Source organism: Yinghuangia soli (assembly GCF_021502675.1).
In the GTDB taxonomy this organism is placed as follows: domain Bacteria; phylum Actinomycetota; class Actinomycetes; order Streptomycetales; family Streptomycetaceae; genus Yinghuangia; species Yinghuangia soli.
Map to the genome: position 1 here is coordinate 1 of NZ_JAKFHA010000047.1, position 26,401 is coordinate 26,401.

The 26,401-nt window shown below is 72.3% G+C and carries 22 protein-coding genes and 2 pseudogenes; 9 read left to right on the forward strand and 15 right to left on the reverse strand.

Annotated features, from left to right (window positions below):
* Positions 1-120: pseudogene (locus tag LZ495_RS39580) on the forward strand (IS5/IS1182 family transposase); the annotation flags it as partial.
* A 6-nt stretch (positions 121-126) separates the two neighbouring features.
* On the opposite strand, the gene LZ495_RS39585 reads toward LZ495_RS39580, so the two are convergent.
* The 3 genes from LZ495_RS39585 to LZ495_RS39595 form a co-directional block, all read right to left on the reverse strand.
* Positions 127-2,427 (reverse strand): SpoIIE family protein phosphatase, encoded by a 2,301-nt coding sequence (locus LZ495_RS39585; protein ID WP_235058066.1) that lies wholly within the window; start codon positions 2,425-2,427, stop codon positions 127-129.
* A gap of 200 nt (positions 2,428-2,627) precedes the next feature.
* Positions 2,628-3,275: a hypothetical protein gene (locus LZ495_RS39590; protein ID WP_235058067.1), complete on the reverse strand. Its 648-nt coding sequence runs from the start codon at positions 3,273-3,275 to the stop codon at positions 2,628-2,630.
* 109 nt (positions 3,276-3,384) lie between these two features.
* Positions 3,385-4,497 carry a C40 family peptidase gene (locus LZ495_RS39595; RefSeq protein WP_235058068.1) on the reverse strand — a complete coding sequence of 371 codons (1,113 nt, stop codon included), beginning with the start codon at positions 4,495-4,497 and terminating at the stop codon, positions 3,385-3,387.
* A 232-nt stretch (positions 4,498-4,729) separates the two neighbouring features.
* Between LZ495_RS39595 and LZ495_RS39600 the strand changes: the two genes are divergently transcribed.
* Positions 4,730-5,383, forward strand: a complete 654-nt coding sequence (locus tag LZ495_RS39600) for a DsbA family protein (protein WP_235058069.1) — start codon at positions 4,730-4,732, stop codon at positions 5,381-5,383.
* Entirely contained in the window at positions 5,380-5,976 is a 597-nt protein-coding gene (locus LZ495_RS39605; protein WP_235058070.1) for a vitamin K epoxide reductase family protein, read from the forward strand. Before LZ495_RS39600 ends, LZ495_RS39605 begins: the two co-directional genes overlap by 4 nt.
* 144 nt (positions 5,977-6,120) lie before the next feature.
* On the opposite strand, the gene LZ495_RS39610 is transcribed toward LZ495_RS39605, so the two are convergent.
* The 3 genes from LZ495_RS39610 to LZ495_RS39620 form a co-directional block, all read right to left on the reverse strand.
* The gene (locus LZ495_RS39610) at positions 6,121-8,016 is read right to left on the reverse strand and encodes a hypothetical protein (protein WP_235058071.1); all 1,896 of its coding nucleotides are present in this window, start codon (positions 8,014-8,016) and stop codon (positions 6,121-6,123) included.
* Between the two features lie 402 nt (positions 8,017-8,418).
* Positions 8,419-9,417, reverse strand: coding sequence for a M56 family metallopeptidase (locus LZ495_RS45155; RefSeq protein ID WP_235058072.1), 999 nt, complete (start codon positions 9,415-9,417; stop codon positions 8,419-8,421).
* A complete protein-coding gene (locus tag LZ495_RS39620) occupies positions 9,414-9,800 on the reverse strand; it encodes a BlaI/MecI/CopY family transcriptional regulator (RefSeq protein WP_235058073.1) in 387 nt (128 codons plus the stop codon). Before LZ495_RS39620 ends, LZ495_RS45155 begins: the two co-directional genes overlap by 4 nt.
* Before the next feature lie 265 nt (positions 9,801-10,065).
* Here LZ495_RS39620 and LZ495_RS39625 point away from each other — a divergent pair, with 265 nt between their 5' ends.
* Positions 10,066-11,055 (forward strand): MBL fold metallo-hydrolase, encoded by a 990-nt coding sequence (locus LZ495_RS39625; protein ID WP_235058074.1) that lies wholly within the window; start codon positions 10,066-10,068, stop codon positions 11,053-11,055.
* Positions 11,056-11,107: 52 nt separating this feature from the next.
* Here LZ495_RS39625 and LZ495_RS39630 read toward each other — a convergent pair whose 3' ends face one another.
* Together LZ495_RS39630 and LZ495_RS39635 are read right to left on the reverse strand one after the other, a co-directional pair.
* Positions 11,108-11,614, reverse strand: a complete 507-nt coding sequence (locus tag LZ495_RS39630) for a DUF1877 family protein (protein WP_235058075.1) — start codon at positions 11,612-11,614, stop codon at positions 11,108-11,110.
* 207 nt (positions 11,615-11,821) lie between these two features.
* Positions 11,822-12,733 carry a LysR family transcriptional regulator gene (locus tag LZ495_RS39635; RefSeq protein WP_235058076.1) on the reverse strand — a complete coding sequence of 304 codons (912 nt, stop codon included), beginning with the start codon at positions 12,731-12,733 and terminating at the stop codon, positions 11,822-11,824.
* 301 nt (positions 12,734-13,034) lie between these two features.
* Here LZ495_RS39635 and LZ495_RS39640 point away from each other — a divergent pair, with 301 nt between their 5' ends.
* The 3 genes from LZ495_RS39640 (at position 13,035) to LZ495_RS39650 (ending at position 16,253) form a co-directional block, all read left to right on the forward strand.
* Positions 13,035-13,676 carry a mycothiol-dependent nitroreductase Rv2466c family protein gene (locus LZ495_RS39640; protein WP_235058077.1) on the forward strand — a complete coding sequence of 214 codons (642 nt, stop codon included), beginning with the start codon at positions 13,035-13,037 and terminating at the stop codon, positions 13,674-13,676.
* Between the two features lie 56 nt (positions 13,677-13,732).
* Entirely contained in the window at positions 13,733-14,941 is a 1,209-nt protein-coding gene (locus LZ495_RS39645) for an MFS transporter (RefSeq protein ID WP_235058078.1), read from the forward strand.
* A 148-nt stretch (positions 14,942-15,089) separates the two neighbouring features.
* On the forward strand, positions 15,090-16,253 hold the full coding sequence (locus LZ495_RS39650) for an alkaline phosphatase PhoX (RefSeq protein ID WP_235058079.1): 1,164 nt from the start codon (positions 15,090-15,092) through the stop codon (positions 16,251-16,253).
* 431 nt (positions 16,254-16,684) lie between these two features.
* Here the strand turns inward: LZ495_RS39650 and LZ495_RS39655 are convergent, their stop codons facing one another.
* Positions 16,685-17,422, reverse strand: a complete 738-nt coding sequence (locus tag LZ495_RS39655; RefSeq protein WP_235058080.1) for a hypothetical protein — start codon at positions 17,420-17,422, stop codon at positions 16,685-16,687.
* Positions 17,423-17,496: 74 nt separating this feature from the next.
* Here LZ495_RS39655 and LZ495_RS39660 point away from each other — a divergent pair.
* Positions 17,497-17,595, forward strand: a pseudogene (locus tag LZ495_RS39660) (DM13 domain-containing protein); the annotation flags it as partial.
* A 28-nt stretch (positions 17,596-17,623) separates the two neighbouring features.
* On the opposite strand, the gene LZ495_RS39665 reads toward LZ495_RS39660, so the two are convergent.
* From LZ495_RS39665 to LZ495_RS39685, 5 genes are all read right to left on the reverse strand, one after another.
* Positions 17,624-17,983 (reverse strand): UBP-type zinc finger domain-containing protein, encoded by a 360-nt coding sequence (locus LZ495_RS39665; protein WP_235058081.1) that lies wholly within the window; start codon positions 17,981-17,983, stop codon positions 17,624-17,626.
* Entirely contained in the window at positions 17,980-19,572 is a 1,593-nt protein-coding gene (locus LZ495_RS39670; RefSeq protein ID WP_235058082.1) for an ATP-binding protein, read from the reverse strand. Before LZ495_RS39670 ends, LZ495_RS39665 begins: the two co-directional genes overlap by 4 nt.
* The gene (locus LZ495_RS39675) at positions 19,569-21,245 is read right to left on the reverse strand and encodes an NAD(P)/FAD-dependent oxidoreductase (protein ID WP_235058083.1); all 1,677 of its coding nucleotides are present in this window, start codon (positions 21,243-21,245) and stop codon (positions 19,569-19,571) included. Before LZ495_RS39675 ends, LZ495_RS39670 begins: the two co-directional genes overlap by 4 nt.
* 117 nt (positions 21,246-21,362) lie before the next feature.
* Complete coding sequence (locus LZ495_RS39680; protein WP_235058084.1) at positions 21,363-22,295, reverse strand: hypothetical protein; 933 nt, start codon at positions 22,293-22,295, stop codon at positions 21,363-21,365.
* A 237-nt stretch (positions 22,296-22,532) separates the two neighbouring features.
* Entirely contained in the window at positions 22,533-23,525 is a 993-nt protein-coding gene (locus LZ495_RS39685; protein WP_235058085.1) for an Acg family FMN-binding oxidoreductase, read from the reverse strand.
* Positions 23,526-23,842: 317 nt separating this feature from the next.
* On the opposite strand from LZ495_RS39685, the gene LZ495_RS39690 reads away from it, so the two are divergent.
* Positions 23,843-25,591: a GAF domain-containing sensor histidine kinase gene (locus LZ495_RS39690; RefSeq protein WP_235058086.1), complete on the forward strand. Its 1,749-nt coding sequence runs from the start codon at positions 23,843-23,845 to the stop codon at positions 25,589-25,591.
* Between the two features lie 73 nt (positions 25,592-25,664).
* Here LZ495_RS39690 and LZ495_RS39695 read toward each other — a convergent pair whose 3' ends face one another.
* Positions 25,665-26,072 (reverse strand): ArsR/SmtB family transcription factor, encoded by a 408-nt coding sequence (locus tag LZ495_RS39695; RefSeq protein WP_235058087.1) that lies wholly within the window; start codon positions 26,070-26,072, stop codon positions 25,665-25,667.
* Positions 26,073-26,401 lie beyond the last annotated feature (329 nt).

Here is a 26,401-nt window from a genome sequence, read left to right on the forward strand (position 1 = left end):
TGGCTCCACGGCTTCCGCCGCCTACGGATCCGCTGGGAACGCCGCGACGACATCCACGAAGCCTTCCTCGCCCTCGCCACCTGCCTCATCACGCTCAGGCACGTACAACGCCTTTGTTAGGACCACTTAGGCGCAGGGCGCCGGGGTCGGGGTCGCCTGGGAGAGGGCGATCAAGGTGATGTCGTCGTTCAAGCGGTGCGTCCAGTTGCGGACGTCGTCGTCGAGGCGGCGGATCAGGTCGTCGGGGTCCGGAGCGGACGGTGCGGACCGGGTCAGGCGGGCGGCGATCGGGTAGAACTCGCCGCTGGCGTTGCGGGCTTCGCTGAGGCCGTCGGTGTAGAGCAGCAGGGTCGTGTCGCCGTCCAGGCGGAGCGGGGCGGGCCGCGGGGCTTCACAGGTCGCGTCGAGGGTGGCGAAGCCGAGCGGCAGCAGGGACGGTACGTCGATCTCCCGGAGGCCGCCCGGGCCGAGCGCGATCGGGGCGACGTGGCCGCAGTTGACCACTTCGAGCAGGTCCGGGTGGTCGGCCTGCTGGACGAGCAGGGCGGTGGCGAAGAGTTCCTCGTCGCACCCGGCCGCGGCGCGCGCGACCTGCCGGTCCAGGCGGGCGGCGAGTTCGCCGAGTTCCGCGGTTTCGTGGGCCTGGCTGCGGAAGCAGCCGAGCAGGTCGGTGACGGTCTGGACGGTGCCGAGGCCCTTGCCGCGGACGTCGCCGATCAGGATTCGGGTGCCGAACGGCGTGCGCACGGCTTCGAGGAAGTCGCCGCCCACACCGGTGTCGGCGCCGGCCGGGGCGTACATGCCGGCGAGTCGCAGCAAGCCGAGGGTCCGGGGAATCGGGCGTACGACGGCACGTTGGAGTGCCGCGGCCGATTCCTGCGCCCGGTTGAGGCGCCCGGTCTGCTCGCTGCGCAGCCACACCACGCCGCCGACCAGGGCGCCCATGGCCAGGGCGACCGCGACGGCCATGGCCGGACCGGCGTCCGCCCGGACCAGCAGGTATTGCAAGCCGGCGGCGGTGGCGACAGAGAGGGCGACGACGGGACGCCCGAGCAGGAGGGCCGCGACGGCGACCACGATGGTGCCCACCCAGAGCAGTTCGTGCGCGTCGGCGGCGGTCGGCGGGCCGAACAGGCCCGAGGCGGACGGTATGGCGTGGGCCGCGGTCGAGCCGAGCAGGATCGAGCCGGGCAACAAGCCGACGGACGACCCCAGTTGCCGATGCGGGATCTCGGCGAGGAAGCGCGCGACGAGCGGGGCGAGCGCCAGCATCAGACCGAAGCCGCACAGTGCCAGCGTCGCCGAAGCGGACAGGGCTGCGGATGCCGCACCGTTCGGGACGATGTGCGTGAGGGCGAGGCCGAGTGCCGTGAGCGGCAGCCCGAGAGACGATGCCGCGACCAGGGTCACGGACGCGCGCCGGGCCACCACCGCCCCCAGGACGCCGCCGGCCCCGAACGCCGCCAGCGCAAACGTGGCTTCGGGCCGGCCCCCGCCCTGGGCCATGACGAGCGTCGGGACGGCGATGATGAGCACCACGAGCGTGAACCCGGTCATGGCCCCGGCCACCGCCATGGGCGCCCACACGCGGTCCGCGACGTCCGGCCGGCGCTTGGGCGAACGGGCCGCGACCCGGGCCCGGTACCGGGCGAGCAGCGCGGCGAACGCCGCAGCGATGAGCAGCAGCCCGACGCGGTCGTCCTCCCATCCCCACAGCGGCGCCAGTTGGAGCCCGGCGGCGGCGAGCAGGAGCACGGCGAGGCGGCACAGCGCCCGGACGCGGTCGGGCTTGGCGTACGTCAGATGCTGCTCCGTGTCCGGCAGGCAGCGGTGCACCAGGAGCAGCACGGCTCCGGTACCTGCCGCGAGGACGGCCATGAGCAGCTGCCAGCGGGCGACCGAGGTCATCCGGGAAGCCACCACGATCGACACGACGAAGCCGCCCGACATCGCGATCATCCACCCGGCGGTGGTCGCCCTGATGCGGCCCGGCATGTGGAGTGCGGGGACCATGGACAGCCCGGTGACGGTGAGCGCGATGAGCGCGACCGTGACGAGCAGGCGTCCGGCGAGGTACGACCACAGCTGCACGTGCCCGGCGAGGAACACCGCTCCGGCGCAGAACAGCGCGAGGCTGCCGGTCAGGATCGCGTGGTGGCCCCAGGCGGCGACGGCCCGGGTCACCACGGCGAGGGCGAGCACCGCGGCCGACAGGAGGACGACCCGCAGGCCCAGCGCGTCCTCGCCGTCCAGCCCGAGCTGTTCGCGCAGGAGGGGTTCGACAAGCGCGTTCCCGCCTGGCACCGCCACATAGAGCGCGGCGACCATGGCCAGCAGTGCCCCCATGAGGCGCAGAGACCTTCGACTCGGCGTCTGCACACCCGAGTCCCCGAGTCCCGCGCCGTATGCGGCAGCACCGTCCATCATCGCCCTGGCCTCCTAGCCAACTGTGCGTATCCCTCCACGGTCACACGCAGGTAAGGGCCGGATAAGTCGCCGAATGCCTCCTTTGTTGTCGCGGAATACCTGATTGAAATGGGATATTCCGGGTATAAAAGTGCGCGTTGCGGCGCAGCTCACACCCTTTGACACTCGGAGCCGCCCGGCGTCGAGCAGCCCCGCCGGGCTCAGAACGGGTACTCGAAGCAGCTTTCGCCGCCGAAGGTGCGCGCGGCGTGGCGGTGCATGCGGCGGGCGTAGACCGGGTCGTCCATCATTCCGGTGTACGTCTCGAACTCATGGGCCACGAGGCCTGCCGTATTCCCGAGGTAGACGTCGAACCCCGGGTACATCAGGCCCACGAACGGCAGGTCGTCGACGTCCACGGCGAGCACCGGGTACTCGCCTTCCTGGTCCGGCTCGGTGACCGCGAGGATCCGCCGCGAGTCGGAGCCGCCGGGCAGCAGGAAGCACTCCCCCAGGCGGGCCGCGACCGGCTCGAACAGCTCGCCCCACATGTCGCCGAGCTCGTCGGCGACCAGTTCGTCGAGTGCGCGCGGTGCGAAGTCGCCGTCGTCGTCGAACCATTCGTGCCGTTCGAACAGACTGGCGTCATACGCCAGCCACGTCCGCACGCTCGGCGGCAGCGGCCGACCGGAAGGGAACACCGCCGCGGCCAGCACCTCGGCGTCCATCGGCCGGGCGACTCCGCCGTCCACCCAGGGCACGTCCCGATAGGACAGCGCCGACGCCCCCGGATCCCGCCGCACCTCGGCGATGACCCGCTCGACCAATCCCACCCCATGCACGGCTATCCCGGCACCTTCGGCAACCATGCGCGGGACCGTAGCACCAGCCTCCGACGCGCCTTTCCGGCAGCTCGACGGCGGTCATGCCTGGCAACCTGGTGCGCGGCAGGACGGTCACCACGCCTTGGCGATCAACTCAGCCCGGGCGGACCGCGCCGTAGAACGGCATCTGGCTGATCGGGGCGATGTTGACCACGGTGCCCGGGCGCGGCGCGTGGATCATCTGGCCGCCGCCGATGTACAGGCCGACGTGGCTGATGTCGCTGTAGAAGAACACCAGGTCGCCGGGCTGGAGTTGGGACTTGTCGACGCGGGTGCCCTTGATCTGGTCCCAGGTGGTGCGGGGCAGCTTGACGCCGGCCGCGGCCCACGCGGACTGGGTGAGGCCGGAGCAGTCGTACGAGCTCGGCCCGGCCTTGCCCCAGCCGTACGGCTTGCCGAGCTGGGCGCGGGCGAAGGCAATGGCCTGGGCGGCGCGTTCGGACGCGGGGACGTTCGGCAGCTCGGCGCCGGGCTTGGGTTCCGCGGGCTTGTCGCGCGACGGCCGGTCGCCGGGGCGCGTGTCGGCACCCTCGCCGGTGTCATGGTCGTCGGACTGCAGGACGGCCTGGCGTTCCGCCTCGGAGAGGGTGTTGAGCAGCGCCTGGGCCTTGTTGAGCTTCTCCTGGATCGCGGTCTTCTGCGCCGTGAGGTCCTTGCGCAGCAGTTCGAGCGCGGCGAGCTGCGCGGAGGCTTCGGCGCGGTCCTGCTGGAGCACCCGGGCGGCGGCCGCGATCTGCTGCACCCTGGCTGCCTGCTGACTGTCCAACTGGTCGAGCATCTGCGCCTTTTGCAGGTACTCGGCCGGGTCGCCGCTCAGCGCGAGGCGCAGCTCCGGCGGCATGCCGCCGGTCCGGTACTGCTCGGCGGCGAAGGCACCTATCTGCTCGCGCAGGCGGTTCATCGAGGCCTGCTCCTCGACGACGCGGGTCTGCGTCGCGTTGGCCTCCTTCTGCAGGGTGTCGATCTTTTCCTGCACGCCGTTGTAGACGTCGGTGGCCTTGGTGACCTCGCGGTGGAGCTGGTTGATCTGCGCCTGCACCTCGGCCTTCGAGGGGGTGGGCTCGGCGTCCGCCGCAGAGCCGAACGCGATGAGGCCGGTGAGCGTCGCGGCCGCGGTGGCCAGCGTCGCAGCGCCGCCGGGTCGGGCGAAGGACCCCGGTTTCGCCGTGGTCCGGCGGTGCCGGGCGGCATGACGGCGAGAGGCCATGGACGCGTCACTCCCTGGGCAGAGGTAACGGCCGCCAGGCCGACGGCCGCGCGTGGCTGCGCCGCCTGACGCGCCGACGCCGCCGATCCTACAGTCCGTAGGAGTCTGCTGGGCAAGCCGCATCCGGCGCCGGGGAGGCGCTCTTGCCGGACCGCGGACCGGGTTAGACTCCGCAGACTCCTACAAGCCGTAGGAGTCTGCGGAGGCCGTCTCCACGACCGAGAAGGCAGGCATGTCCAAGAACCTGAAGATCTCCCTCGCGCTGGCCCTCGTCGTACTGGCCGTCGTCGGCACCCTGCTCGCGGTCAAGGGCACCAAGGACGACAAGCCCGAATCGGCGACCGCGCAGTCCGAGATGCTCATGCGCGCGGACAGCCACAAGCTGTCCTCGGCGCCGGACGGCAAGGTCACCGTCGTCGAGTTCCTGGACCTCGAATGCGAGGCCTGCGGGGCCGCGTTCCCCGTCGTGGAGCGGCTGCGGAAGGAGTACGAGGGCCGCGTCACGTTCGTCATGCGGTACTTCCCCATCCCCAGCCACCGCAACGCCGAACTCGCCGCCAAGGCGGTCGAGGCCGCGGGCGCCCAGGGCAAGCTGGAGCCGATGTACACGAAGATGTACGAGACCCAGAAGGAGTGGGGCGACCAGCAGGTCTCGCACGAGGAGACGTTCCGCGCCTTCGCCCGCGAACTCGGCCTGGACATGCCGAAGTTCGAGCAGGACTGGAAGTCGCCGGCCACCGCCGAACGCGTCGACCGGGACCGCCGGGACGGCCTCGCGCTCGGTGTGCAGGGGACGCCGACGTTCTTCCTCAACGGCGAGCGCCTCAAGGTCGGCTCGTACGAGCAGTTCAAGGCGGCCCTCGACAATGCGCTGGCGGCCCCGTGAGCATCGCCCCCGAGCCGCTGCGGCGGCTGTCGCCGTGGGTCCTTCTGGCCGGCGGGCTCGTCGGCCTCGCCGCGGCGTTCGTCCTCATGGTGGAGAAGATCCGGATCCTGGAGGACCCGGACTACGTGCCGTCGTGCAGCATCAACCCGGTGCTGAGCTGCGGCTCGGTGATGACCACCGGCCAGGCCGAGGCGTTCGGGTTCCCCAATCCGCTCATCGGCATCGCCGGGTTCGCCGCGACCGCGGCGATCGGCGCACTGATGCTGACCGGGGCGCGGCTGCCGCGCCGGTTCCGGCTGTCGCTGCTGGGCGGCACGGCGTTCGGCATCGGTTTCGTGCACTGGCTGATGTTCCAGAGCCTGTACCGGATCGACGCGCTGTGCCCGTACTGCATGGCGGTGTGGGCCGTGATGATCCCGGTCTTCTGGTACACCGCGCTGTACGTCCTGGCGCGCGAGCCGCTGCCCGCCGGTGCCGCCCGTGCCGTACGGGCGGCCACCGCGTACCACGGCGTGGTCCTGACCGCGTGGTACCTGGCCATCGCGCTGCTCATCCTGGAGCGCTTCTGGTCGTACTGGGTCACCCTCGTCTGACCGCCGACCGGGCTCGGGCTCGACGTCGGGCGCGACCACCCGCCCGCGGCGACGACGCCGACGGATCCGGCGGTGTCGGCGACCAATTCGAGGTAGGCGCCCGTGACGTCGAGGCTGTCCGACGCACCGGGTGTCCGTGTCCCATCAGGGGGTTCCTCCGTCGTTCGCGGTGCGGTGGTGCGGCGGGGGCGGCGCGGCGGCCTGGCCGCGGGGTGTCGCGGCGGCCGTGCGGTGCAGCGATATGCCATGGCGGCGCAGGAGTTGCTGCAGGGACGCGACGTTCCGCGGACGGCTGGGCGGTCGGCCCGGCAGCAGGTAGTCCGGCGCGACGCCCGGCATCGCGAGGATCGATGTGCGGGGCGCGCGTTCGATCCGGCCGCGTATGAGGGCGGCGAGCGGCGCGGGCAGGACCGTCGCTTCGTCGCCGTCGGCCGCCAGGCTCATGCCGTGCGGCCCGTGCCGGAAGTCGTCGTGCGTGAGCCGGCAGATCTGCGCGGCGGTGAGGCCGCACGCCTGGGCCAGTCCGGCGATGATCCGCACGTCGACCGGCAGGCCGGGGTCCTCCGCGGTCCGGCCGGTGGCCGCGGCGAGGCGGGCCGGGCGCGGTACGGGGTCCGCGGCCGCCTGCTGCGGCACGCGGACGGTCTTGCTGCGGCCGGTGTCCGCGGTCCAGCGCAGGAAGGCCGGTACCGCGCGGCGGCGTCCCGGGGTGGTGCCCGCGCTCCAGGCGGCCATGAACGCGGGGTCGAGGTCGGCGAGGTCGAGGCCTGCGGCGTCGAGCCAGGCGAGCAGGTCGGCCGCGGCGCGGATGGCGGCGCGGTCTCGGGTGGCGCGTTCGGCGGTGTGGCGTCCGGCGCCGCGGTCGAGGGCGTCGTCGGCGAAGGCGAGCAGGGTGTCCCGGTGGTGGCGCGGCCAGCACCGGCTGGCTGCCCGCAGCCACTGCGCGCTGCGCGCGAGGTATTCGTCGCGCCGCGGCAACGTGCCCGTGGCGACGAGCATTTCCCGGACGCAGCGGGTGCTGTGGTCGTTCGGGAACGCGTCGAGCCGCTCGTGGGTGAGCGGGGCGGGGTCGGCCGCCAGGGACGCGAGGAGCGCGGCGCTCGCTCCGCGGCGCAGCCAGGTGAGGACGGAGTGGGGCTGGACCGCGTTCTCGAGCGCGGCGGCGAGCGGGACGAGGTCCGGGTGGACTCCGGGGGCGGCCGGGTCGCGGGGGTCGGCAGCGGCCGGGTCGCGAGGGTCGGGGTCAGCCGGGTCGCGAGGGTCGGGGTCAGCCGGGTCGCGGGGGTCGCGTCCGGTGGAGGTGAGGAGTTCGCGGATGCAGCGGCGGGTGAGGCAGCGGACGCACAGGCCGTCCGCGTAGACGTCCTGCATCGTGTCGCAGCCCTGGCACGTGCCGGCGGGCGGCGCGGCGGGCCGAGCCGGGCCTTCCCGAACGTTGTGCGGGGCGCGGCACGCATCGCACTCGGTGCGCTCGCGGGGCGCCTCCGCCCGGCCGCACACGCGGCAGCGCCGCGGAGCGTCGGCATGGCAGCCGCGGCACACGGGCCCGCCGGTGTGGCGTCCGGCGGCGAGCGGCAAGCGGCGGCCGCAGCGTGCGCAGGGCCGGGCGTACGGCTGGGAAAGGCACCACTGGCAGCAGCGGCCGTCCTCGGTGGTCCGCGGCAGCGCGACGTCGTCGCGGCCGCAACGGGCACATGCGGGCTGGGTGACCAGGGCGCCGAGGCCGCGGTGTTCGAGGTGCCGGGCGAGGCGTACGAGTGCGAGCGGGCAGTCGGGGCGCGGGGCGGTGAACGCGTCGGGGTAGTCGGCCAGGTGCGCGGCGAGGGCCCGGGCGGCGCGCGTGGACCAGAGCCCGGCGTCCCGCAGCAGGGCCTCGGCCCATGCCGGGCCGCGGTCCGGTGTCCCGGCCAGGTGCACGATGCTGTCGACGAGGAACTTCCTTGCCTCGTCCGCGGTTTCGGTCCTCAGTCGGGCCGCGCTGTCGCCGGAGTCGGCGGTGCGCGTGGGCGGCTCGGAGCCGGTGCCCGGATCGTGTGCCACGAGGCGAAGTCCTTTGCGCGACGGGCGCCCAGGAGCCGATCCGGCCCGGTCCGCCGGTGTTCGCGCAGGCCGGAGGCAGGCGTGTACGGGAAGGCGCAGGCCCGCATGCCGTGCTTCACCCTAGCTCCTACAGATCGTAGGAGTTCATGGGGTGCGGGGTGCGCCACCGAATCCGGAGGGTGCTGCCGGGCCGTCCCGCCTGGCAGCCGGGCTCGGGGGGCCCGACCGGGTCTCGCGAAGCCGCCGCGGTCAACGGACCGGTCAGGGCGCTTCCTTCGGGGTGCGTGGCACCGCACCTGATCCGGAAGCTGCTTCCCGGCGATCCTGCTTCTTGGCGATGCTGCTCCCCGGCAATCATCCTTGGCGGCCGGAAACGGGCAGGGTCTCGCGAACCCGCCGCGCCTAAGGGGCCGGCCGGGCTGCTTCCTGTGCCGACGCCGTGCACGCGTGCGGCGCGGCGCACTCGGCCAGTCCCGCGCCGACGTGGCTGAGCGTGGCAGCACCCGCGGCCACCGTCAGGGCCAGCAGCGCGGACGCGACCAGGCGCACCGCGGCATTGCGCCTGGCGGTGCCGGTCGGGCAGCCGTCCAGGAGCAGCCGTACGCGGCGGGTCACGTGCCCCGCGCCCGCCCCGGCCAGCGCCCGCGCCGCGCCCCGGGCACCGCCGGTGCCGTGCTCGGCATCGTCCAGGGCGGCCTTGCAGACCGCCGCGGCAAGCGCGTTCGGGTCGTGGCAGCGGCGTACCGCCCACCAGTCGGCGTCGCGTTCGAGGTGGAAGCCGAGCTCGCGGTGCGCGTACCGGGTGCCCGGCAGCCACCGCGCGAGCAGCAGGCAGACCTCGGCCCCGGCGACCACCCAGCGATGCGCGCGGCGGATGTGGCCCTGCTCGTGGGCGAGCGCGGCGTCCAGCTCGGCGTCGTCGAGCGCGCCGAGTGCCCCGGCGCTGACCACGACGCGCGGCCGGCGGAGGCCGACCGCGGCCAGCAGGATCCGCGAGTCGGCGACCACGACCGAGCCGCCCGGCCCCTTGATGGGCAGCGGCCGCATCCGGGCGCCCATTTCGCGGTCCGCGGCCCGGAACCGCCGGGCGAGCACGACCAGCGCCGCGCCGGTGAGGGCGAGCAGCATGGTGGAGGTGGCCGCGAGGTCCGAGCCGAACCCGGTCGGCAGGTCGTGCAGTCCACGCGGGATCCGGGGCGTGTGCGGCAGGCAGACCACCGCCAGCAGCACGATCGCCACCGCGGCGACCGCCCGCAGCACCATGCCGGCGGCCCAGACCGCGACCGCGGCCATCGGCCGGACCCGGTCGAGCTGGAAGCACCGGGCGGCAGCATGCGGCGCCATCGCGCCCGCGCCCACCAGGGCCGCCCAGAACACCGCCTGAGCCCCGAACCACGTCACGGCGTACCGCGTTCTTCCCGGGCCTGCTGGGCCAGCGCCCGCAACTCCTCGACCTCGGCGGGGTCCATGCGGTCCACGAGCCGCGCCAGCGCAAGCCGCCGCGCGGAACTGGACGCGGAGTCCAGCGTCGCGGTCAGCGCACCGCCGACGTAGTCGGCCTCGCTCATCGCCGGGCGGTAGACGATGGTGTTGCGCTCCCGCTCCCGGGTCAGCAGGCCCCGCTCCGCGAGCCGGTTCAGCACCGTCTGGATCGTGGTGTACGCGCCGGCGGACCCCTCGGGAAGGCCGCTGCGGACCTGCTCCACCGTGCCCGCGCCGATCCGCCACAGCACCGTCATGATCTCGGCCTGGAGCTCGCCCTGCACCCGCGGTGCCTCACCCACCGCCGCCTCCGTCTCACCCGTCCGCGTACGACCGGCGCTGCGCCGGACATCAACCCAGACGTTACCGGGCCACGTACACGCGCCGCGCGTCCGCATCGCGGTGTCCCCCACTGCACGAGACGTCCGGGCAGGCCCTTGCACGGATAGTCCCGGGCAGGGCCTCTCGCCGACGTCCACCCGGCACCTTGCTCCCGTCGAAATGAGGTGAGCCGGGAAGCGGCAGCATGCAAGGATGCCGTGCTTTCGGGGATAGGAGTGCACCGCCATGTCGACCGCGACACCACCGCCAACCGCCCGGCCCGGGCTTCCGGCGTACCCCGAACTCCTCGGCAGCAAGCACCCGTTCCGGCAGTGGAAGACGTGCCGGATCCCCGGCACCGACCTGACGCTTTCGGGCTATTCGCGGGCCAACGACAAGACGTTCTTCCACATCCCCGAACTGCGCTGCAGCCTCGACGCGGGGCTGTGCGAGGGGCGGCAGGTCGACACGGTGTTCCTCACCCATACGCACCACGACCACGCCAAGGACCTGGACTTCCTGGCCGCGAAAGCCGGGGGCACGGACATCTACCTGCCCACCGCGGCGGTGCCGTACGCCGAGTCCTACCTGCGGGCCAGCGCCGAGCTCAACCACGGCGCCGCGTTCGATCCCGCGCTGGCCGGGCACCGGCTGCACGGGGTCGGCCAGGACGACGAGTTCACCTTCGGCCGCCAGGGGCACCACGTTCGGGTGGTCGACTGCGCGCACAAGGTCCCGTGCGTGGGCTACGCCTTCTCCGAGCGCCGCAAGGCCCTGCGCCCCCAGTTCGAGCAGCTCCGCCGCGAGTTGGCGGACCAGGGCCGCGGCGCCGAGTTCGGCCGCGTCATGGCGGAGCAGCGCAAGCAGGGCGTCGAGGTGGACGAGGAGGTCCGGCGCCCGTTGTTCGCCTTCCTGGGCGACACCCGCGTCGACGTGTTCGAACGGAACCCGTGGCTGTTCACGTACCCGGTCGTCATCACCGAGTGCACGTTCCTCGACGACGCGGAACTGGAGCGGGCCGAACGCATCGGCCACACAGTCTGGAGCCGCCTCGCACCGGTGATCGAGTCCCACCCGGAGACGCAGTTCATCCTGACCCACTTCAGCCTGCGCCACTCGGACCGCGAGATCCTGGACTTCTTCGCCGGACTGGTGGATGGAATACCCCCGAACGTGATGCTTTGGGCACACCCGGAGAGCTGCCTCCCCGAGCAGCACCAACACCGCAGCGCCTGACCAGTGCGGACGGCCGTACATGCGGATCGCGGCCGACGCCGGTCGGCAGCGATCAGGCGTTTTGCCAGGAGACGACCGCGTGGCCGGCCTTCGCCGCTTCCCGGAAGTAACTGCTGACCGCGAGCAGGTTCTCCACCAGGTAATCCGCCCAGTCCTGGTTGAAGGCGCCGGAGAACCCGAGCTCCCTCGCCCGCTCACGGAGCAAGGGGTCGTGCTCGGCCACCCACTGCTCCAACGGCGCCCGCTCCAGGAAGTCGGCCGCGCTTCGGACGTCGTCCGGAGTCAGCGCGAACAGTTCCACACCGACGAATCCGTACTCGGGGTGCTCGGCTCCTTCGCGGAGCAGGCCGCCGCCGAAGAGCGGCAACTCGGCCGCGGGATCGTCGGGGGCGGCCGTAGCGAGCAGGTAGTGCATCAGCGAGCAACTGCTCTGCACGCTGATGGCTCGCGGCACCGCGTCATCCGTGACGCGCCCCATGAGCACGTCCCACAGTTGCCGAGGCGACTTCGAGCCCAGCCAGTCGCCCGGTACACGCTGCCAGTAGTAGCGGACGCTCACGTGAGACCTTTCGGGTACGAGGACCAGCCGCGCCGCAGGGTACGCTCCGCCACTGACTTTCGGTCCTGCACCGGCCACCGGCTGAACCGCTCCGCGGGATCACCATCCGACGCGACCGGGTCGCTCCTCGGAACTGGCGGCGGTGGTGGACCGATCCGGCCGGCTTCGGCGTCTTTCGTGACGGGTTCGGGGCGGCGGTACGGACAGTCATAGTGCTTCGGCGGGTTCTCGGTCCCGGCCCTCGCTCTTGGCCTCGATACCGAACAGGGCGAGGAACGCGTTGGCTGCCGGGTGGCAGGTGTCGCGGCTCCAGATGACGTACTCGGCGCGGGTCGGGGCGTCCGTGACCTCGATCGTGGTGACTCCGCCGAGCCCCGCGGCGTAGCTGGGCGGGAGGAGGGCCACGCCCAGGCCGGCGGCGACGAGGCGGGCCAGGTAGTCGGCGTTGCTCACCTCGAAGACCACGTCGCGGGTCAGGCCGGCCGCAGCGAATGCCAGGTCGGATTGGCTCCGGCCGGCCGTCTTGGCCGGGAGGTCGATGAACTCCTCGGTGGCCAGGCGGCGTAGGTCGGCCGAGGGTTCGGCGGCGAGCGGGTGGTCGGGGGCGACCACCGCGACCAGGCGTTCCCGTGCGAGTTCGCGGGCCATGACGCCGCGCGGGCGGGAGGTCGTGGGGACGCCCAGGAAGGCGACTTCGATCTCGCCTTGGCGTACCTGCTCGGTGAGTTCGTCGCTCGCGCCCACGCTGAGGCTGACCCTCGCGTGTGGGTGGCGGTGGTGGAACTCGCGCAGGGTCGCGGGGACGTCGACCGCGGCGACGGTGGGGATCAGTCCCACGTTCAGGCGTCCGCGTACCTCGCCGATCGTCGCCGCGACTTCGGCGGCGGCGAGTTCCGCAGCGTTGAGACAGGCTCGGGCGGCAGGGAGGAAGGCCGCCCCGGCCGGGGTCAGGCGGACCCGGCGGCTGGTGCGGTCGAAGAGCCGCGCGCCCAGCTCCTTTTCCAGCCGGGCGATCTGGTGGCTGAGGGCGGATTGCACGACGAGGCAGCGCTGGGCCGCCCGCGTGAAGCTGTTCGTCTCGGCCACGGCGATCACGTAGCGCATCTGCTGGAGCTCCATGGATCGATCGTTCTACACGATCGATGGAGTGACAAGCATGTGTTGGACTCATTGATGGAGTGGCGCCGAGACTGGTCGCGGACGGAAGGCCGGTGGCCTCTGCCCGGTGCCTGCCGGCCTTCCGCTTCCTTCTCGCCCTGTGCGTGCGTTTCGTCTCCGTCCCCCGCTTCCCTGCAGTCCGCGGCCGGTCCGGCCGCGGCTTCGGCGTGCGTCTGCGTGCGTCTGCGTACGCCCGTGACTCCTGCCCTCCTGCCTGAACACGACATACGACATACGACATACGGAAGGGCGTGCCGCCGTCATGAGCATCGCGCCGAGCACCACCGGCCTCACCCCCGTCGACATCTGGGTCGACCCGCGCTGCCCCTGGGCCTGGATCACCTCCCGCTGGCTGCTGGAGGCCGAGCAAGTCCGGGCGCTGAACGCCCGGTTCCACATCATGAGCCTGTCCGTCCTGAACGAGGGCCGCGAGGTCCCGGAGCAATACCGCCAGGGCATGATCGACGGCTGGGCCTGTGTACGCGTGTGCGTCGCGGCCCGGCAGCGGCTCGGGGACGACGCAGTACGGCCCCTCTATCTCGCCATGGGCCGCCTCATCCACCACGAGAAGGCCGGGCTCGGCGACGCCATGATCCGGGACGCGCTGACCGAGGCGGGCCTGCCCGCGGATCTGATCGCGGCCGCGGACGACACCGCATGGGACGCCCCGCTGCGCGCCGAGCACCACGCGGGCATGGACCCCGTCGGTTCGGAGGTCGGCACTCCCGTCATCCACGTACCGGGCCCGGACGGGAGGCGGTTGGCCTTCTTCGGTCCCGTCCTCACGCCCGCGCCGCGCGGCGAGGAGGCCGGGCGGCTCTGGGACGCCGTGCTGGCGGCCGCAAACGTAGACGGCTTCTTCGAGCTCAAGCGCGGCCGCGACCGCGGCCCGCAGTTCGAGTGAGCCGCGGAGAACCCGCCTGATATCCCCGAACATCCATATCCGTACCGAGAGTTGACATGACGCTGCAAGAAGAGACCCAGCCGTCCACAACCCCCGCCGAGCGCATATCCCCCACCCGCGGCTGGCTGGGCGTGGCGGCCATCACCGCGAGCCTGTTCGTCTTCCTCACCACCGAGCTGATGCCCATCGGCCTGCTCACCCCGCTCAGCGAGAGCCTGGACGTCTCCGTCGGCGCGGCCGGCCTCATGGTCACCGCGCAGGGGGTCGCGGCCGGCCTCGGGGTGCCGTTCATCGTGGCGTGGACGCGGCGCGTCGACCGGCGCCGCCTGCTGACCGCGCTGCTCGCGGTCCTGGCGGTCGGCAATCTGGTGACCGCGGTCGCCCCGAACTACCCGCTGATCCTGGGTACCCGCATGCTCATGGGCTTCGCCAGCGGTGTCTTCTGGGCTATCGGGGTGAGCATGGCCATGCGCATCGTCCCGGAGAAGCACGCCAACCGGGCCGCCGCGGTGGTGATGTCGGGCATCTCGATCGCCACCGTCGTCGGCATTCCGATCGGCACGCTGCTCGAGGACGCGGGCGGCTGGCGTACGACGTTCCTGATCTGGTCCGGGCTCAGCGCGGTGGTCCTCGTGGCGGTCGCGGCGGCGATCCCGTCGCTGCCGTCCTCGAACGCCGTTTCGGTCCGCGAGGTCTTCGAACTCCCGCTTCGGAACAGCTCGTTGCGTATCGTGCTGGCGATGGTCGTGCTGTTCGTCCTGGGCCACTTCGGGGCGTACACCTTTGTACGCCCGTACCTCGAGGAGAACGCCTCTGCGGGCGTCGGCTTCGTCACGGTCGTCCTGATCGTGTTCGGCATCGGCGGCGCGCTGGGCAACTTCGTCGGCGGCCAGACGGTGAGCCGGAACCTGAACGGCAGCTTCGTGGCCGGCGGCCTGGCCCTGGTCGCGGCGCTCGTCCTGCTGCTTGCGGTGGGCACGAACAAGGCCGGTGTCGTGGCGGCGATGGCGCTGTGGGGTGTCGCGTTCGGGGTCGTCCAGCTCAGCCAGATCAACATGACGCTCGCGGCCGCCCCCGAGACCTTCGAGGCCGCGATGTCGCTCAACACCATGGCGTACAACACCTGCATCGCACTCGGGGCCCTGATCGGCGGCCTGTTCGCCGACCACACGGGTGTCGGCAGCGTGGTGTGGTTCGGCATCGTGCTGGTCGGTCTCGCAGTCGTGCTCCGCGCCGCCGTGGGCCGCGGACCCGCCGTCAAGTAGGACGTCCTCGCACCCGGCAGCGAGTGCCCCTCGCCCGACACCGCGCGTTCATGTCGCGCAGGGATCGCTGTTTCCCCGGCCGCACCTGGCGTTTCGGCGACGCGTCACGACCGAGTCCACCCGCTTCTCCTCCCTCAGGAGTTCGTCGATGGAACGCCGCAACTTCCTCCGCTCGTCCGTGCTCGGTGCCGGGGCACTCGCCTTCTCCGGTTCGCTGTGGCAGCAGGCCGCCTCCGCTGCGCCCGCGCAGCTCGCCCCCGGCCCGTACGGGGCCCTCCTCGCCGCGGACGCCAACGGCATCCAGCTGCCGGCCGGCTTCACCAGCCAGGTCGTGGCGCGCTCGGGGCAGACGGTGCCCGGCACTTCGTACACCTGGCACAGCGCACCCGACGGCGGCGCGTGCTTCGCCGACGGCACGGGGTGGATCTACGTGTCCAACGCGGAGACCTCCAGCGGCTCCGGCGGCGGCGCGTCCATGATCCGCTTCGACTCCGCAGGGACGCCCACCGCAGCGTCCCGGATCCTCTCCGGCACCAACTCCAACTGCGCGGGCGGCAAGACGCCCTGGAACACCTGGCTGTCCTGCGAGGAGACGTCGACCGGGCGGGTCTGGGAGACCTACCCGTTCGGCGGCACCGCGGTCGCGCGCCCCGCGATGGGCCGCTTCAAGCACGAGGCCGCGGCCGCCGACCCGGTGCGGCAGGTCATCTACCTGACCGAGGACGAGAGCAACGGCTGCCTCTACCGGTTCGTCCTGACGACCTGGGGCAACCTCGCGTCCGGCACGCTCCAGGTCCTGAAGGCCGGCACCGCCACCTCCGGCTCGTTCACCTGGGCAAACGTCCCCGACCCGGACGGCTCCCCCACCGCGACCCGCAGCCAGGTCTCGGGCGCGAAGCGCTTCAACGGCGGCGAGGGCTGCCACTACGCCGACAACACCCTGTGGTTCACCACCAAGGGCGACAACCGCGTGTGGCAGCTGAACCTGGCCGCCAACACGTACGAACTCGCCTACGACGACGGCCTGGTCAGCCCGGGCCCGGCCCCGCTGACCGGCGTCGACAACATCACCGGTGCCACGTCCGGCGACCTCTACGTCGCCGAAGACGGCGGCAACATGGAGATCTGCATGATCACCCCGGACGACAAGATCTCGGTCTTCCTGCGCATCAGCGGCCAGAGCTCCTCCGAGATCACCGGCCCGGCCTTCAGCCCGGCCGGCAACCGCCTCTACTTCTCCTCCCAGCGGGGTACGAGCGGCTCCTCGACCGGCGGCATCACCTACTGCGTGACGGGTCCGTTCCGCACCTGACCTCACAAGACCGGGCGGCAGGAATGAAGTTGCCTGCCGCCCGGGATCAGCGGAACCGAGTCGGGAGCCGGCACCTCAGCCGACCGAACCAGGTTCCACCGGAAGATCCTCGTTCCGCTGGAAAATCCTCGTTCCAAGGTATCTGCCGGATGGCGCCGGTACGGAGATTCACGGCCACTGGAGGAAGGCCGACTGCGCTATGCCTGGGGTTCCGTGTTTCATGGAATCGCCGGGTGTTCAAAGGCACGTAGAGCGTGCGCCCGACCCGGCGGACGCGATCTTCGATCACGACGAAGTCGTGGTCACCGAAACGCGAATCCACGTACGCACGGACCCTGCTCAGAGCTTCGGCCTCCGTCACGCCACCCTCACTTCGCTCGCGCCTACGCCAAGCATTCTGCATTCAGCGGATTCCCCGTGGGGTGGCACGTTCAGGGCCGGGGTCCGGAGGACGGGCTGCGCCGGGTACGCCAATCCTGGACGACGGCGACGATGCCTTCGACCACGAACCGGAGGCCTACCAGGTACAGGCCGATCGTGATGAACAGGGCAACTCCCGGCCCCAGGCCCTTGAAGAACTTCCCGTGTTCGACGTCGGCGCCGAAGAAAAGGCCGAAGGGAAGGAGGGCGATCCACAGCGCCAAGCCCAACCCGACCATGACTCCGAGAAGGAATTCGATCAGCAGGAACGGCAGGGCCACGATGAAGCCCAGGCATCCGCTGACCGCGAAGGCCGCATCCGACGATCCCCAGGCCAGGATGAACGCCGCCAGGACAGCGGCGACGCACAGAGCGAGGTATCCCTGCGCGGGGTCCGTGGCGATCAGTTCGCCGACTTCATCGTGGCGGTCGTGGCCGATGTGGTCGTCGGACTCCGTCGCCCAGTAGCGCAGCGCCGCGAACCATGCCGCAGCGAATACCGAGGCGGTCAACCAGGCCGCTGTCGCGAGGGCGACGACGAGCGGGAAGTAGTCTCTCCGGCCGGGCCGGCCCAGAGCAGGTGGCACCGCAGTGGCGGCAGCACGTCGGCGGCGCCACCAGCCGCGACCGGTACCGCCCCACCGGATCAAGGTGAGCAGCAGCGACAACCACCCGACGACGGCGATGATCGTCCCCGCCAGGGTTCCGCCGCCGACGATCACGAGCAGGACATCGCTGGGATCGCGCATCGTCGGCACCCCCGTGCGCCATGGCGACGTGCATCGGCACTTGTCCGCATGGTAGCCACATGCCGGGCCGGTGAATCCCCGCGCAGGTGGATCCGGCGAAGCTGACGAGCGTCACCATCTGGTGCGACCGCTTCGACGTGTCCTTCGGGGCGGCGCAGCTCGTCCGGGTGTGACCGAGCAGGCGATGACCGGAGGCAAAAGTCAGCGGCCGGCGCGCAGTTGCTGGACCCAGTCCGCCGGTACGCGCTCGGCCGGGCCCGGGGCGGTCTGGTCGGCCGGGTGGGCGACGGGCGGCGCGAGTTCGGGGCCGGACTCGTACATCTGGGACGTCGAGTAGTCCCAGAACCACGCCTCGCCCGGCTCGAAGCTGCGGATGACCGGGTGGCCCGTCTCCTCGGCGTGCGCGGTGGCGTGCTTGGAGAGCGAGTCGTCGCAGCACCCGATGTGCCCGCACAGGGTGCAGCGGCGCAGGTGGAACCACCAGCCGCTGCTCGCCTCGCATTCGACGCAGCCGGTGCCGCTCGGGGGGACGTTGGGGTCGATCGCGTTCTCGGTGTTCACGGTCGTTCCTCCGGGGTGCCGGGTTCGGGGACGAAATCGGGGGCGAATTCGGGTTCGGAAGCGGGTGCGGGTGCGGAAGCGGGTTCGGATCCGGGTTCGGGTTCGGGAGCAAGTTCGGGAACAGGGGAAGCCGGCTCGGGGACGGGGGCCGACTCGGCCCCGTCGAGCGGCAGGCGTACCCGGAACCGCGTGTCGCCCGGCTCGGACTGCACCGTCAGGTCTCCCCCGTGCTTGCCGACCACGATGCGCCACGAGATGTCCAGGCCCAGCCCGGTGCCTTCGCCCACCGCCTTGGTGGTGAAGAACGGGTCGAAGATGCGGTCCCGGATCTCGGCCGGCACGCCGGGGCCGGTGTCGGCCACCTCGACGATCAGGTGCCCGTCGTCGCGATATGTGCGCAGCGTGAGCGTGCCACCCGCCCCCGCCCCCGGCCCGGCCATCGCGCCGAGCGCGTTGTCGATCAGGTTGGTCCACACCTGGTTGAGCTCGCTCGGGTACGCCGGGATATCCGGCAGGTCCCGGTCGTACTCCTTGACCACGCGGACGTCCGGTCCGATCTTCTTCGCCAGCATCACAAGCGTGCTGTCGAGCAGATCGTGCACGTCCACCTGCCGGTACGGCGCCCGGTCCAGCTGCGCGTAGCTCTTCGCGGCGTCGACCAGCGCGGAGATGCGGCGTGTCGCGTCCTCGATCTCGCTGAGCAGGAGTTCGGTCTCGACCGTCGAGTCGAGCCAGCGCAGGGCGGGGCCCAGGACGTCCGCGGGCAGCGCGTCGGCGACCCGGTCCAGCCACTCGGTCCCGACTCCGGCCTGGACGAACGCCGGGGCCATGCGCCAGCCGTCCTCGACGCCGCGGTCGTCGAGCCAGTCGGCGGCGGCGTCCTCCCGGTCGGAGGCTTCCAGGGGGCTCAAGGAAGGGGCGTGCGAGGCAAGTTCGGCGGCCTCGTCCTGGAACTTGGCGAGCGCGTCGACGTAGTCGCGGCGCAGCGGGTCGGCCGCGATGACGCCGAGCTTGTGGCGCATGGCCGCGACGCGCTCGCGCAGTTCGGCGGCGGCCCGCACCGCCGCGGCCGCCGGGTTGTTGAGTTCGTGGGTCAGGCCGGCGGTCAGCGAGCCGAGGGCGAGGAGGCGTTCGCGCTGGCCGATGGCCTGCTGGGTGCTCTTGGTGCCGAAGAACAGGCCTTCGAGCAGGTGCACGGCGAGCGGGAACCACTCGTGCATGATGCCCGCGAAGGTCTCCGCGGGCAGGATGAAGAACCGGGAGCGTTCGGTGACGCGCATCGAGTTGTTGTAGACCTGCGGCACCTGGTCGCCGAGGTAGGCCTGGAAGGCGCCCGCGTACACGCCGCGCATGGACGTCCGGTTGACGTCGACGTCCTCGCCGCCCACCCGCCGCGACAGTACGACGGTGCCTTCGAAGAGGACGTAGAAGCAGGTGGCCGGTTCGCCTTCGCGGTAGACGGGCCCGGCGTCGAACCATTCCACGCGCCCGTCCCGGCACAGGCAGGCGAGTTGGTCGTCGGTGAGCTTCTCGAAGAGGAACAGCGTGCGCAGTTCGTCCGCCTCGCAGCGGATCCAGGGGACGCTCACGACTGCTCCAGGTAGCGGTGCACGAGCATGACGGCCATCGCGCCCTCGCCGACCGCGGAGGCGACGCGCTTGGCCGATTCGGCGCGTACGTCGCCGGCCGCGAACACGCCGGGCACGCTGGTCTCCAGGTGGTACGGCAGCCGGTCGAGCGTCCATCCGGCGGGCGGGCGCCCGTCGGGCGAAAGGTCGGGGCCGGTGCACACGAAGCCGCGGGCGTCGCGCTGCACGGTGCCGTCGAGCCAGTCGGTGAGCGGGGCCGCCCCGATGAAGACGAACATCCACTGCGTCTCGACGGTCTCGGTCTCGCCGGTGGCCGTGTTGCGCAGCGTCAGCTTTTCGAGGTGGTCGGTGCCGTGCACGGCGTCCACGACGGTGTCGGTGCGCACCCACACCACCGGCGGCTCCTCGATGCGCTGCAGCAGGGAGTGCGACCTGGTGGCGGGCGCCGACGGTCCGCGGACCAGGAGGGTGACCGAGCGGGCGCTGCGGGACAGGAACATCGCGGCCTGCCCGGCCGAGTTGGCGCCGCCCACGATGTAGACGTCCTGGCCCTGGCAGGACGGGGTCTCGGTGAGTGCCGAGCCGTAGTAGACGCCGCGCCCGGTCAGGTCGTCGACGCCCGCGACATCGAGCCTGCGGTACGACACGCCGGTCGCGAGGATCACGCAGTGCGCCGACACCTCGGTGCCGTCGGAGAACCGCACGGTACGGGCGGCGCCGCGCACTTCCAGCCCGGTGACCTGGCGTGCGGTGAGGAGTTCGGCGCCGAACTTGGTGGCCTGGCGGCGAGCCCGGTCGGTGAGCTGGGCGCCGGAGACGCCGTCCGGGAAGCCGAGGTAGTTCTCGATGCGCGAGCTCTGCCCGGCCTGGCCGCCGGTCGCCTCGCGCTCGACCAGCACGGTGCGCAGGCCCTCGGACGCGCCGTACACCGCCGCCCCGAGGCCGGCCGGGCCCCCACCGACCACCACGAGGTCGTAGAAGTCGGCCTCGGGGGTGGTGGACAGGCCGACCCGGTCGGCCAGTTCGCGTTCGTCCGGTTCGACCAGCGTGCCGCCGTCGGCGGTGACGACGAGCGGCAGCCGGAGGCCGTCCTCGCCCGCGGCGGCAAGCAGCCGGGCGCCTTCGGGCTCGTCGGACGAGTACCAGCGGTACGGCACCTGGTTGCGGGCCAGGAACTCGCGGATCTGCGAGGACCGCGCCGACCAGCGGTGCCCGACGACCTTGGCGATGCCCGCGTCCTTGCCGTCGGTGACCCGCCAGGCGTCGAGCAGGTCGTCGACGACCGGGTAGAGCTTCTCCTCGGGCGGCGACCAGGGCTTGAGGAGGTAGTGGTCGAGGTCGACGACATTGATGGCGTCGATCGCGGCACCGGTGTCGGAGTAGGCGGTCAGCAGCACGCGCCGGGCGCCGGGGAACAGGTCGAGGGCCTGCTCCAGGAATTCGACGCCGTTCATGCGCGGCATGCGGTAGTCGGCCAGCAGGACGGCGACGTGGCTGCCGCGGAGCTTGAGTTCGCGCAGCGCCTCCAGCGCCGACTCGCCGGACTCCGCGCGCACCACGCGGTAGCGGTCGCCGTAGCGCCGTCGCAGGTCGCGCGCCACGGCCCGGGACACGGCCGGGTCGTCGTCCACGGTCAGGATCACCGTGCGCGCTGCATCGACGGCCTCGGCCATCGCCACCTCCGGGTTTGTCGGCGTGCGGGTCGGTCTCCGCCTTCAGGCTAGGCGGCGGGCGGAGATCCGGCCTTGCGGGACGCGGCCGAGGTGGCGTCCCTTTCGACTCGGGTACGCCTAAGGGACCTCGGGCCGGGTGGGCGGGGCAGGCCGGTTGCCGGGCTGGGCGGCGCCCGGACGCAACCGGGACGCGGGAGTGTCGGGGTGGGCCGGGGCGTGGTGGACGGTGACGGGCACGTACGGCCAGGCAGGGGTGAAACGGGCGAGCGCGGCGCGGACGACGGTGCGCACCCGGGTGTAGGTGGTGGCGGACGGGGCCGCGGCGACGGTGACGTCGGCGACGACGGTGTGGTCGCGTAACTCGAGGCTGACCGCGACCGGCGGCGGGTCGCCGAGCCCGGCCAGCGCGGCGCGCAGCGCCTGCTCGACGCTCCGGCGCGCGGTGGCGCCGACCGGCGACAGGGCCGAGACGCAGGCCAGTTGCAGGCGGTCGGGATGGCAGACCACGTCGGCGCGCAGGAGCATGCTGTTGGACGTGTCGGTCGGCCCGCAGACCACGAGCGGCACGCCGGCGAGCTGCGCGCACATCGCGCCCTGCTCGCGCGTGGTCTCGGGGCCGTGCGCGGTGCGGACGTCGAGGACGAGGTCGATGTCGGCGATGGTGAGCGGGCAGCGGCTGCCGGGCTCCCAGGCGACGCAGGAGGCGGGCCTGTCCGGCCGGCCGGCCTGGTCCACCCGGTCCGGCCGGTCCGTGCAGTTCCCCTGGTCCGCCCGGCCGGTTCCGTCGGATGCCGGCCGCCCGCCTATCGGCCGCCCGTCGCCGTCCCTCCCGGCGGCCTGCTCCCCCGCCTCGGTGGCGAAGACCTCCGCGGCGTCCCCTTCGCCCGCGGTCCTCGGGTGGCACCGGTACACCTGATGGCCCGCCTCGACCAGGCGGGCCGCGGCGGCGTCGCTGTCGCCGGGCCGGGCTTCCGTGACCAGGACCTTGAGTTCGTGGTACTGCACGTGCCCCTCCTCGGTCGACCGGCCGCTCGGCACCACAGTGGCCATGTCGAGGAGTCCCGGCACAGGGCCGAACGGCCCGCCGGTGGTCGACCGTTCGGGTGATGGCGAACCTGGGGTGGCGGAGACCGGGACGGCTTGCGGATCCGTCCCGGCCGGCCCGATCGGGCGTACCGCGGCAAGGGGCATCACCGAGGTGACGCCCCTTTCCCGCGTACCCCAGGGGCTCCCCGGGCCCGGGGCCGCCGCGGCCGGTCGGCTCCCGGACCGCCGGCGTACGCCGCCCTAAGCCCGTACTCCCGCGTCCTCGGCGCGCAGCACGGCCGGCAGGGGGCGGCGCGGCGCGGCCGGGACGTCCCGGCCCACGCCCATGCGCAGCACCATCTGGGCGGTGCCGTAGTGCGCGGCCTCCGAGCCGACCTCGTCGCGCAGCTCGCGGTCCTCCAGGGGCTGGTTCGCGAACGAGGCGGAGACACCGTGCCGGGCCGCGGTGACCAGGACCCGCATGAGGCCCTGCCCCGCGGTCAGCCAGGCCTCGGGGGTGTCGTCGCGGGTCTCCAGGACGGCGAGCAGCGGGCGGCGTTCGAAGGCGATCGTGCCGCGGCCGGGGATGACGCGGCCCACGGCCAGGTCCCGGACCGCGCCGGTGGGCTCCGCGGGTACGGGGCCGACGCTGCCGGCCGGTACCCCGTCGCGCCGGTGGACGGCGTCGGGGGCGTCGACCCAGCGGGCGCGTTCCTCGCGGAGTTGCTCGTCTTCGAGGCCGGTGGCCTCCCGGACGAGGGTGAGCAGGTGCTCGTAGGCGGGCTCGGCGTCGACCACGCGCAGCCACGTCCCCTCGTCGCGGGCTGCGTCGCGCAGTTGCTCGACGACCAGGCCCGGTACGGCGATGTCGCGGAACGGCGCGCGGTTGGTACGCCGACTCGGCAGGCTCCAGTAGAGCGTCTCGAACGGGGCCTCGGGGGCGGCCTCGGGGACGAGCCGCACGCGCGCGGCGAACCCGGGGTCGCCGGCGTCCGGCAGCAGGTCGACGGCCGTTCCGAGGCCCAGCGAGGCGTACCCCAGCCGGGCGGCGAACGCGGCCGCGCCGCAGGCGATGTGCGCCTCGCGGCCGTCCGGGTCGCCGTGCGCGAGGACCCGCTCGGGGTCGACGTGCACGTCGAGGTCGCCGCCGGACCAGCGGAACCACCACGGCTGGGTGTTGTGCTTGGACGGAGCCGAGATCGCGGCCTGCAGGATCCGATCGCGCTGCTCCGGGGTCAGGGCGGACGTGGTCATGTCGCATCTCCGATGAGCGTCGCGGGCGGGGCCACGGCCGTGCGCCGTGCCCTTCCAGCATCGGTCCGTACGCCCGGGTGCCCCCAGGGCCGAGTGGCCCTCCGGCCGGGCCGAACGGCCCGCGGGCGGCGTGGTGCCGGTCACCCTGCGCGGGCGGGAGTCGGAACCGGAGCCGGCCGGCCTGGTCGCAGGTGGACAGGGAACTGCCTTCGTCACTTTGGGTGTCCGGCTCGCACGGCAGCGTGTCGCCACGGCAGAATGGCGGCAGCCGATCATGGCGGGACTGCGATGCCGTCTCCGTCCCCTGGGGAGGGGTCATGCCGGACAAAGCCGAACCGGCCGGACCGGCCGTACCGCGCGCACATGCACCGATTCCGCGGATGCGCCTGGACGAGTTACTGGACGAACTGCAGGCGCACATCGGTGTGGTGCGCTCCTCGCGGGACCGGGTCCACACCCTCCTGGAAGCCGTCCTGGCCGTCGGCAGCGATCTCGACCTGGAGACCGTTCTGCGGCGCATCGTCGAGTCCGCGGTGTCCCTCGTCGACGCGCAGTACGGGGCGCTCGGTGTCATCGGCGACGAGGAGAGCCTGTCGCGGTTCCTGCCGGTGGGCATGGACCCGCAGACCATCACCAACATCGGCCCGTTCCCCGCCGGGCGGGGCATCCTGGGCCTGGTCATCCGCGACCCGCACCCGGTGCGGCTGCACGAACTCGCTCAGCACGCCGACTCGTACGGCTTCCCGTCCAACCATCCCCCGATGCACACGTTCCTCGGTGTGCCGGTCCGGATCCGCGACGAGGTCTTCGGCAACCTCTACTTGACCGAAAAGCGCGGTGGCGCGGACTTCGACGAGGACGACGAAGCAGTACTCCGCACCCTTGCCGCGGCTGCGGGCGTCGCCATCGACAACGCACGCCTGTACGACGAGGCCCGGCGCCGCGAGCAGTGGCTGTCGGCCGCGTCCGAACTGACCCGCAGCCTGCTGTCCGGGGCGGCCCCGTCCGATGTGCTGGAGAATTTCGCCGCGACGGTCCGCGAAATGGCGGGCGCCGACCTGGTCGCGATCGCGGTCCCGGTACCCGGCACCGACGAGCTGGTCGTGGACGCGGCGGACGGCGAGACCGCCGACAACGTCCGCGGTCTGGTCCTCACCGGCGGCGCCACACTGGCCGGAAAGGTATACGTCTCGGGCGAGACGGCGGTGTGCGACAACCTGGCCGTGGACCCGCGCGTGCAGGACCAGGGGATCAGCGAGATCTACGGGGAGTTCGGTCCGGCGTTCATGCTGCCACTCGGCACGACGGAAAACGTGCGCGGCGTGCTGCAGGTCATGTCGCGGCAGGGGCGAGCACCTTTTCCGGACGGCATCGTGGCCATGGTCACGGGCTTCGCGGGGCACGCCGGCCTGGCGCTGGAGATCGCGGAACGCCGCCGCGACGCAGAACTGCTGACGGTCTTCCAGGACCGCGACCGCATCGCCCGCGACCTGCACGACGTCGCCATCCAGCGCCTGTTCGCATCCGGCATGACCCTGCAAGGCGTCACCCGCATCGTCGGCCGCGCCGACGCCGCCGAAATGATCATGAAGACCGTCGACGACCTCGACGAGACCATCCGCCTCATCCGGTCCACGATCTTCTCCCTCAAAGCCCGCGAACGCACCGCGGGCACGGGGCTGCGCGCCCGCATACTCCAACTCGCCGACGAGGCGGTCGGATCGCTCGGCTTCGCGCCGACGCTGCGCTTGGAGGGCCTGCTGGACACCCGCGTACCGGAGGAACTCGCGGATCACGTCATGTCGGTGCTGGGCGAGGCCCTGTCCAACACGGCCCGGCACGCGCAGGCCACCCGCGTCGAGGTGTCCGTCGAGGCCACCGCGGACCAGGTGACGGTACGCGTGACCGACAACGGCACCGGAATCCCCGCCGAACGCACCCGCAGCAGCGGCCTGGCGAACCTCGAGACCCGCGCCGCGGAACTGGCCGGATCCTTCACGGTCGGCAGCGCCTCGGCCGACAGCGGGACGCTGCTGACCTGGCAGGCGCTCTACCCGAAGCCGTGACCCGAGGGCCTGGCCTGGCGCGCTGTCCGGTCGCCGCCTGCGTCGACGCCTACCTCGCCGCCTACCTCGCCGCCTACGAGGCGACCACGCGCCCCGCCGGCTCCCGTTCGGCCAGGGCGTCCTCGTCGGCCGTACCACCCGCCTCGGCCGGTACGTCGGCCTCGCGGAGCTGGATCAGCAAGTCCTGCTGACCGGCCAGCAGTTCGGTCAGGATGCGGCGCGCGGCGCGGAGGAGTTCGGCGACGTCCGGGCCGGCCAGCGCGTACACGACGGTGTCCGCCTCACGGCTGGACGTGACGATCCCGGAGCGGCGCAGGACCGCGAGCTGCTGCGACAGGTTGGACCGCTCGACGTCGATCGCCGCGAGCAGATCGCGGACCGGCATCGGGCCGTCCTGGAGGAGTTCGAGCACCCGGATGCGCACGGGGTGCCCGAGCATGCGGAAGAACTCCGCCTTCGCCTGGTACAGCGGAACCGGCACCACACGTCACCTGCCCATCCGTTCGTCCCGACCTCGCTCGACGTGCCTCCCCCGTCCGGCATCGGAGCCGCGGGCCGCGGGATGCCGGCGCATCCGCAGGACATTCTCGCCTGCCCGCCGCGCGGCGTCCGGAAGTTCCCGCCAAAGCCCGCCATCGGGCGAAATGAAGAATCCTTCAATTCGCTACATGAAGGATGGCGCAGTCGGTCACGGAGCCTAGCCGTCAATCGGCTCCGCAGGGCGGGTTCGGATTTCTTCGCGCATCCCTCGCCGCGGATGTGCGAGACCTATGCCGTGCGCACGTTCCGCAACCGACCGAGACAGCAGTC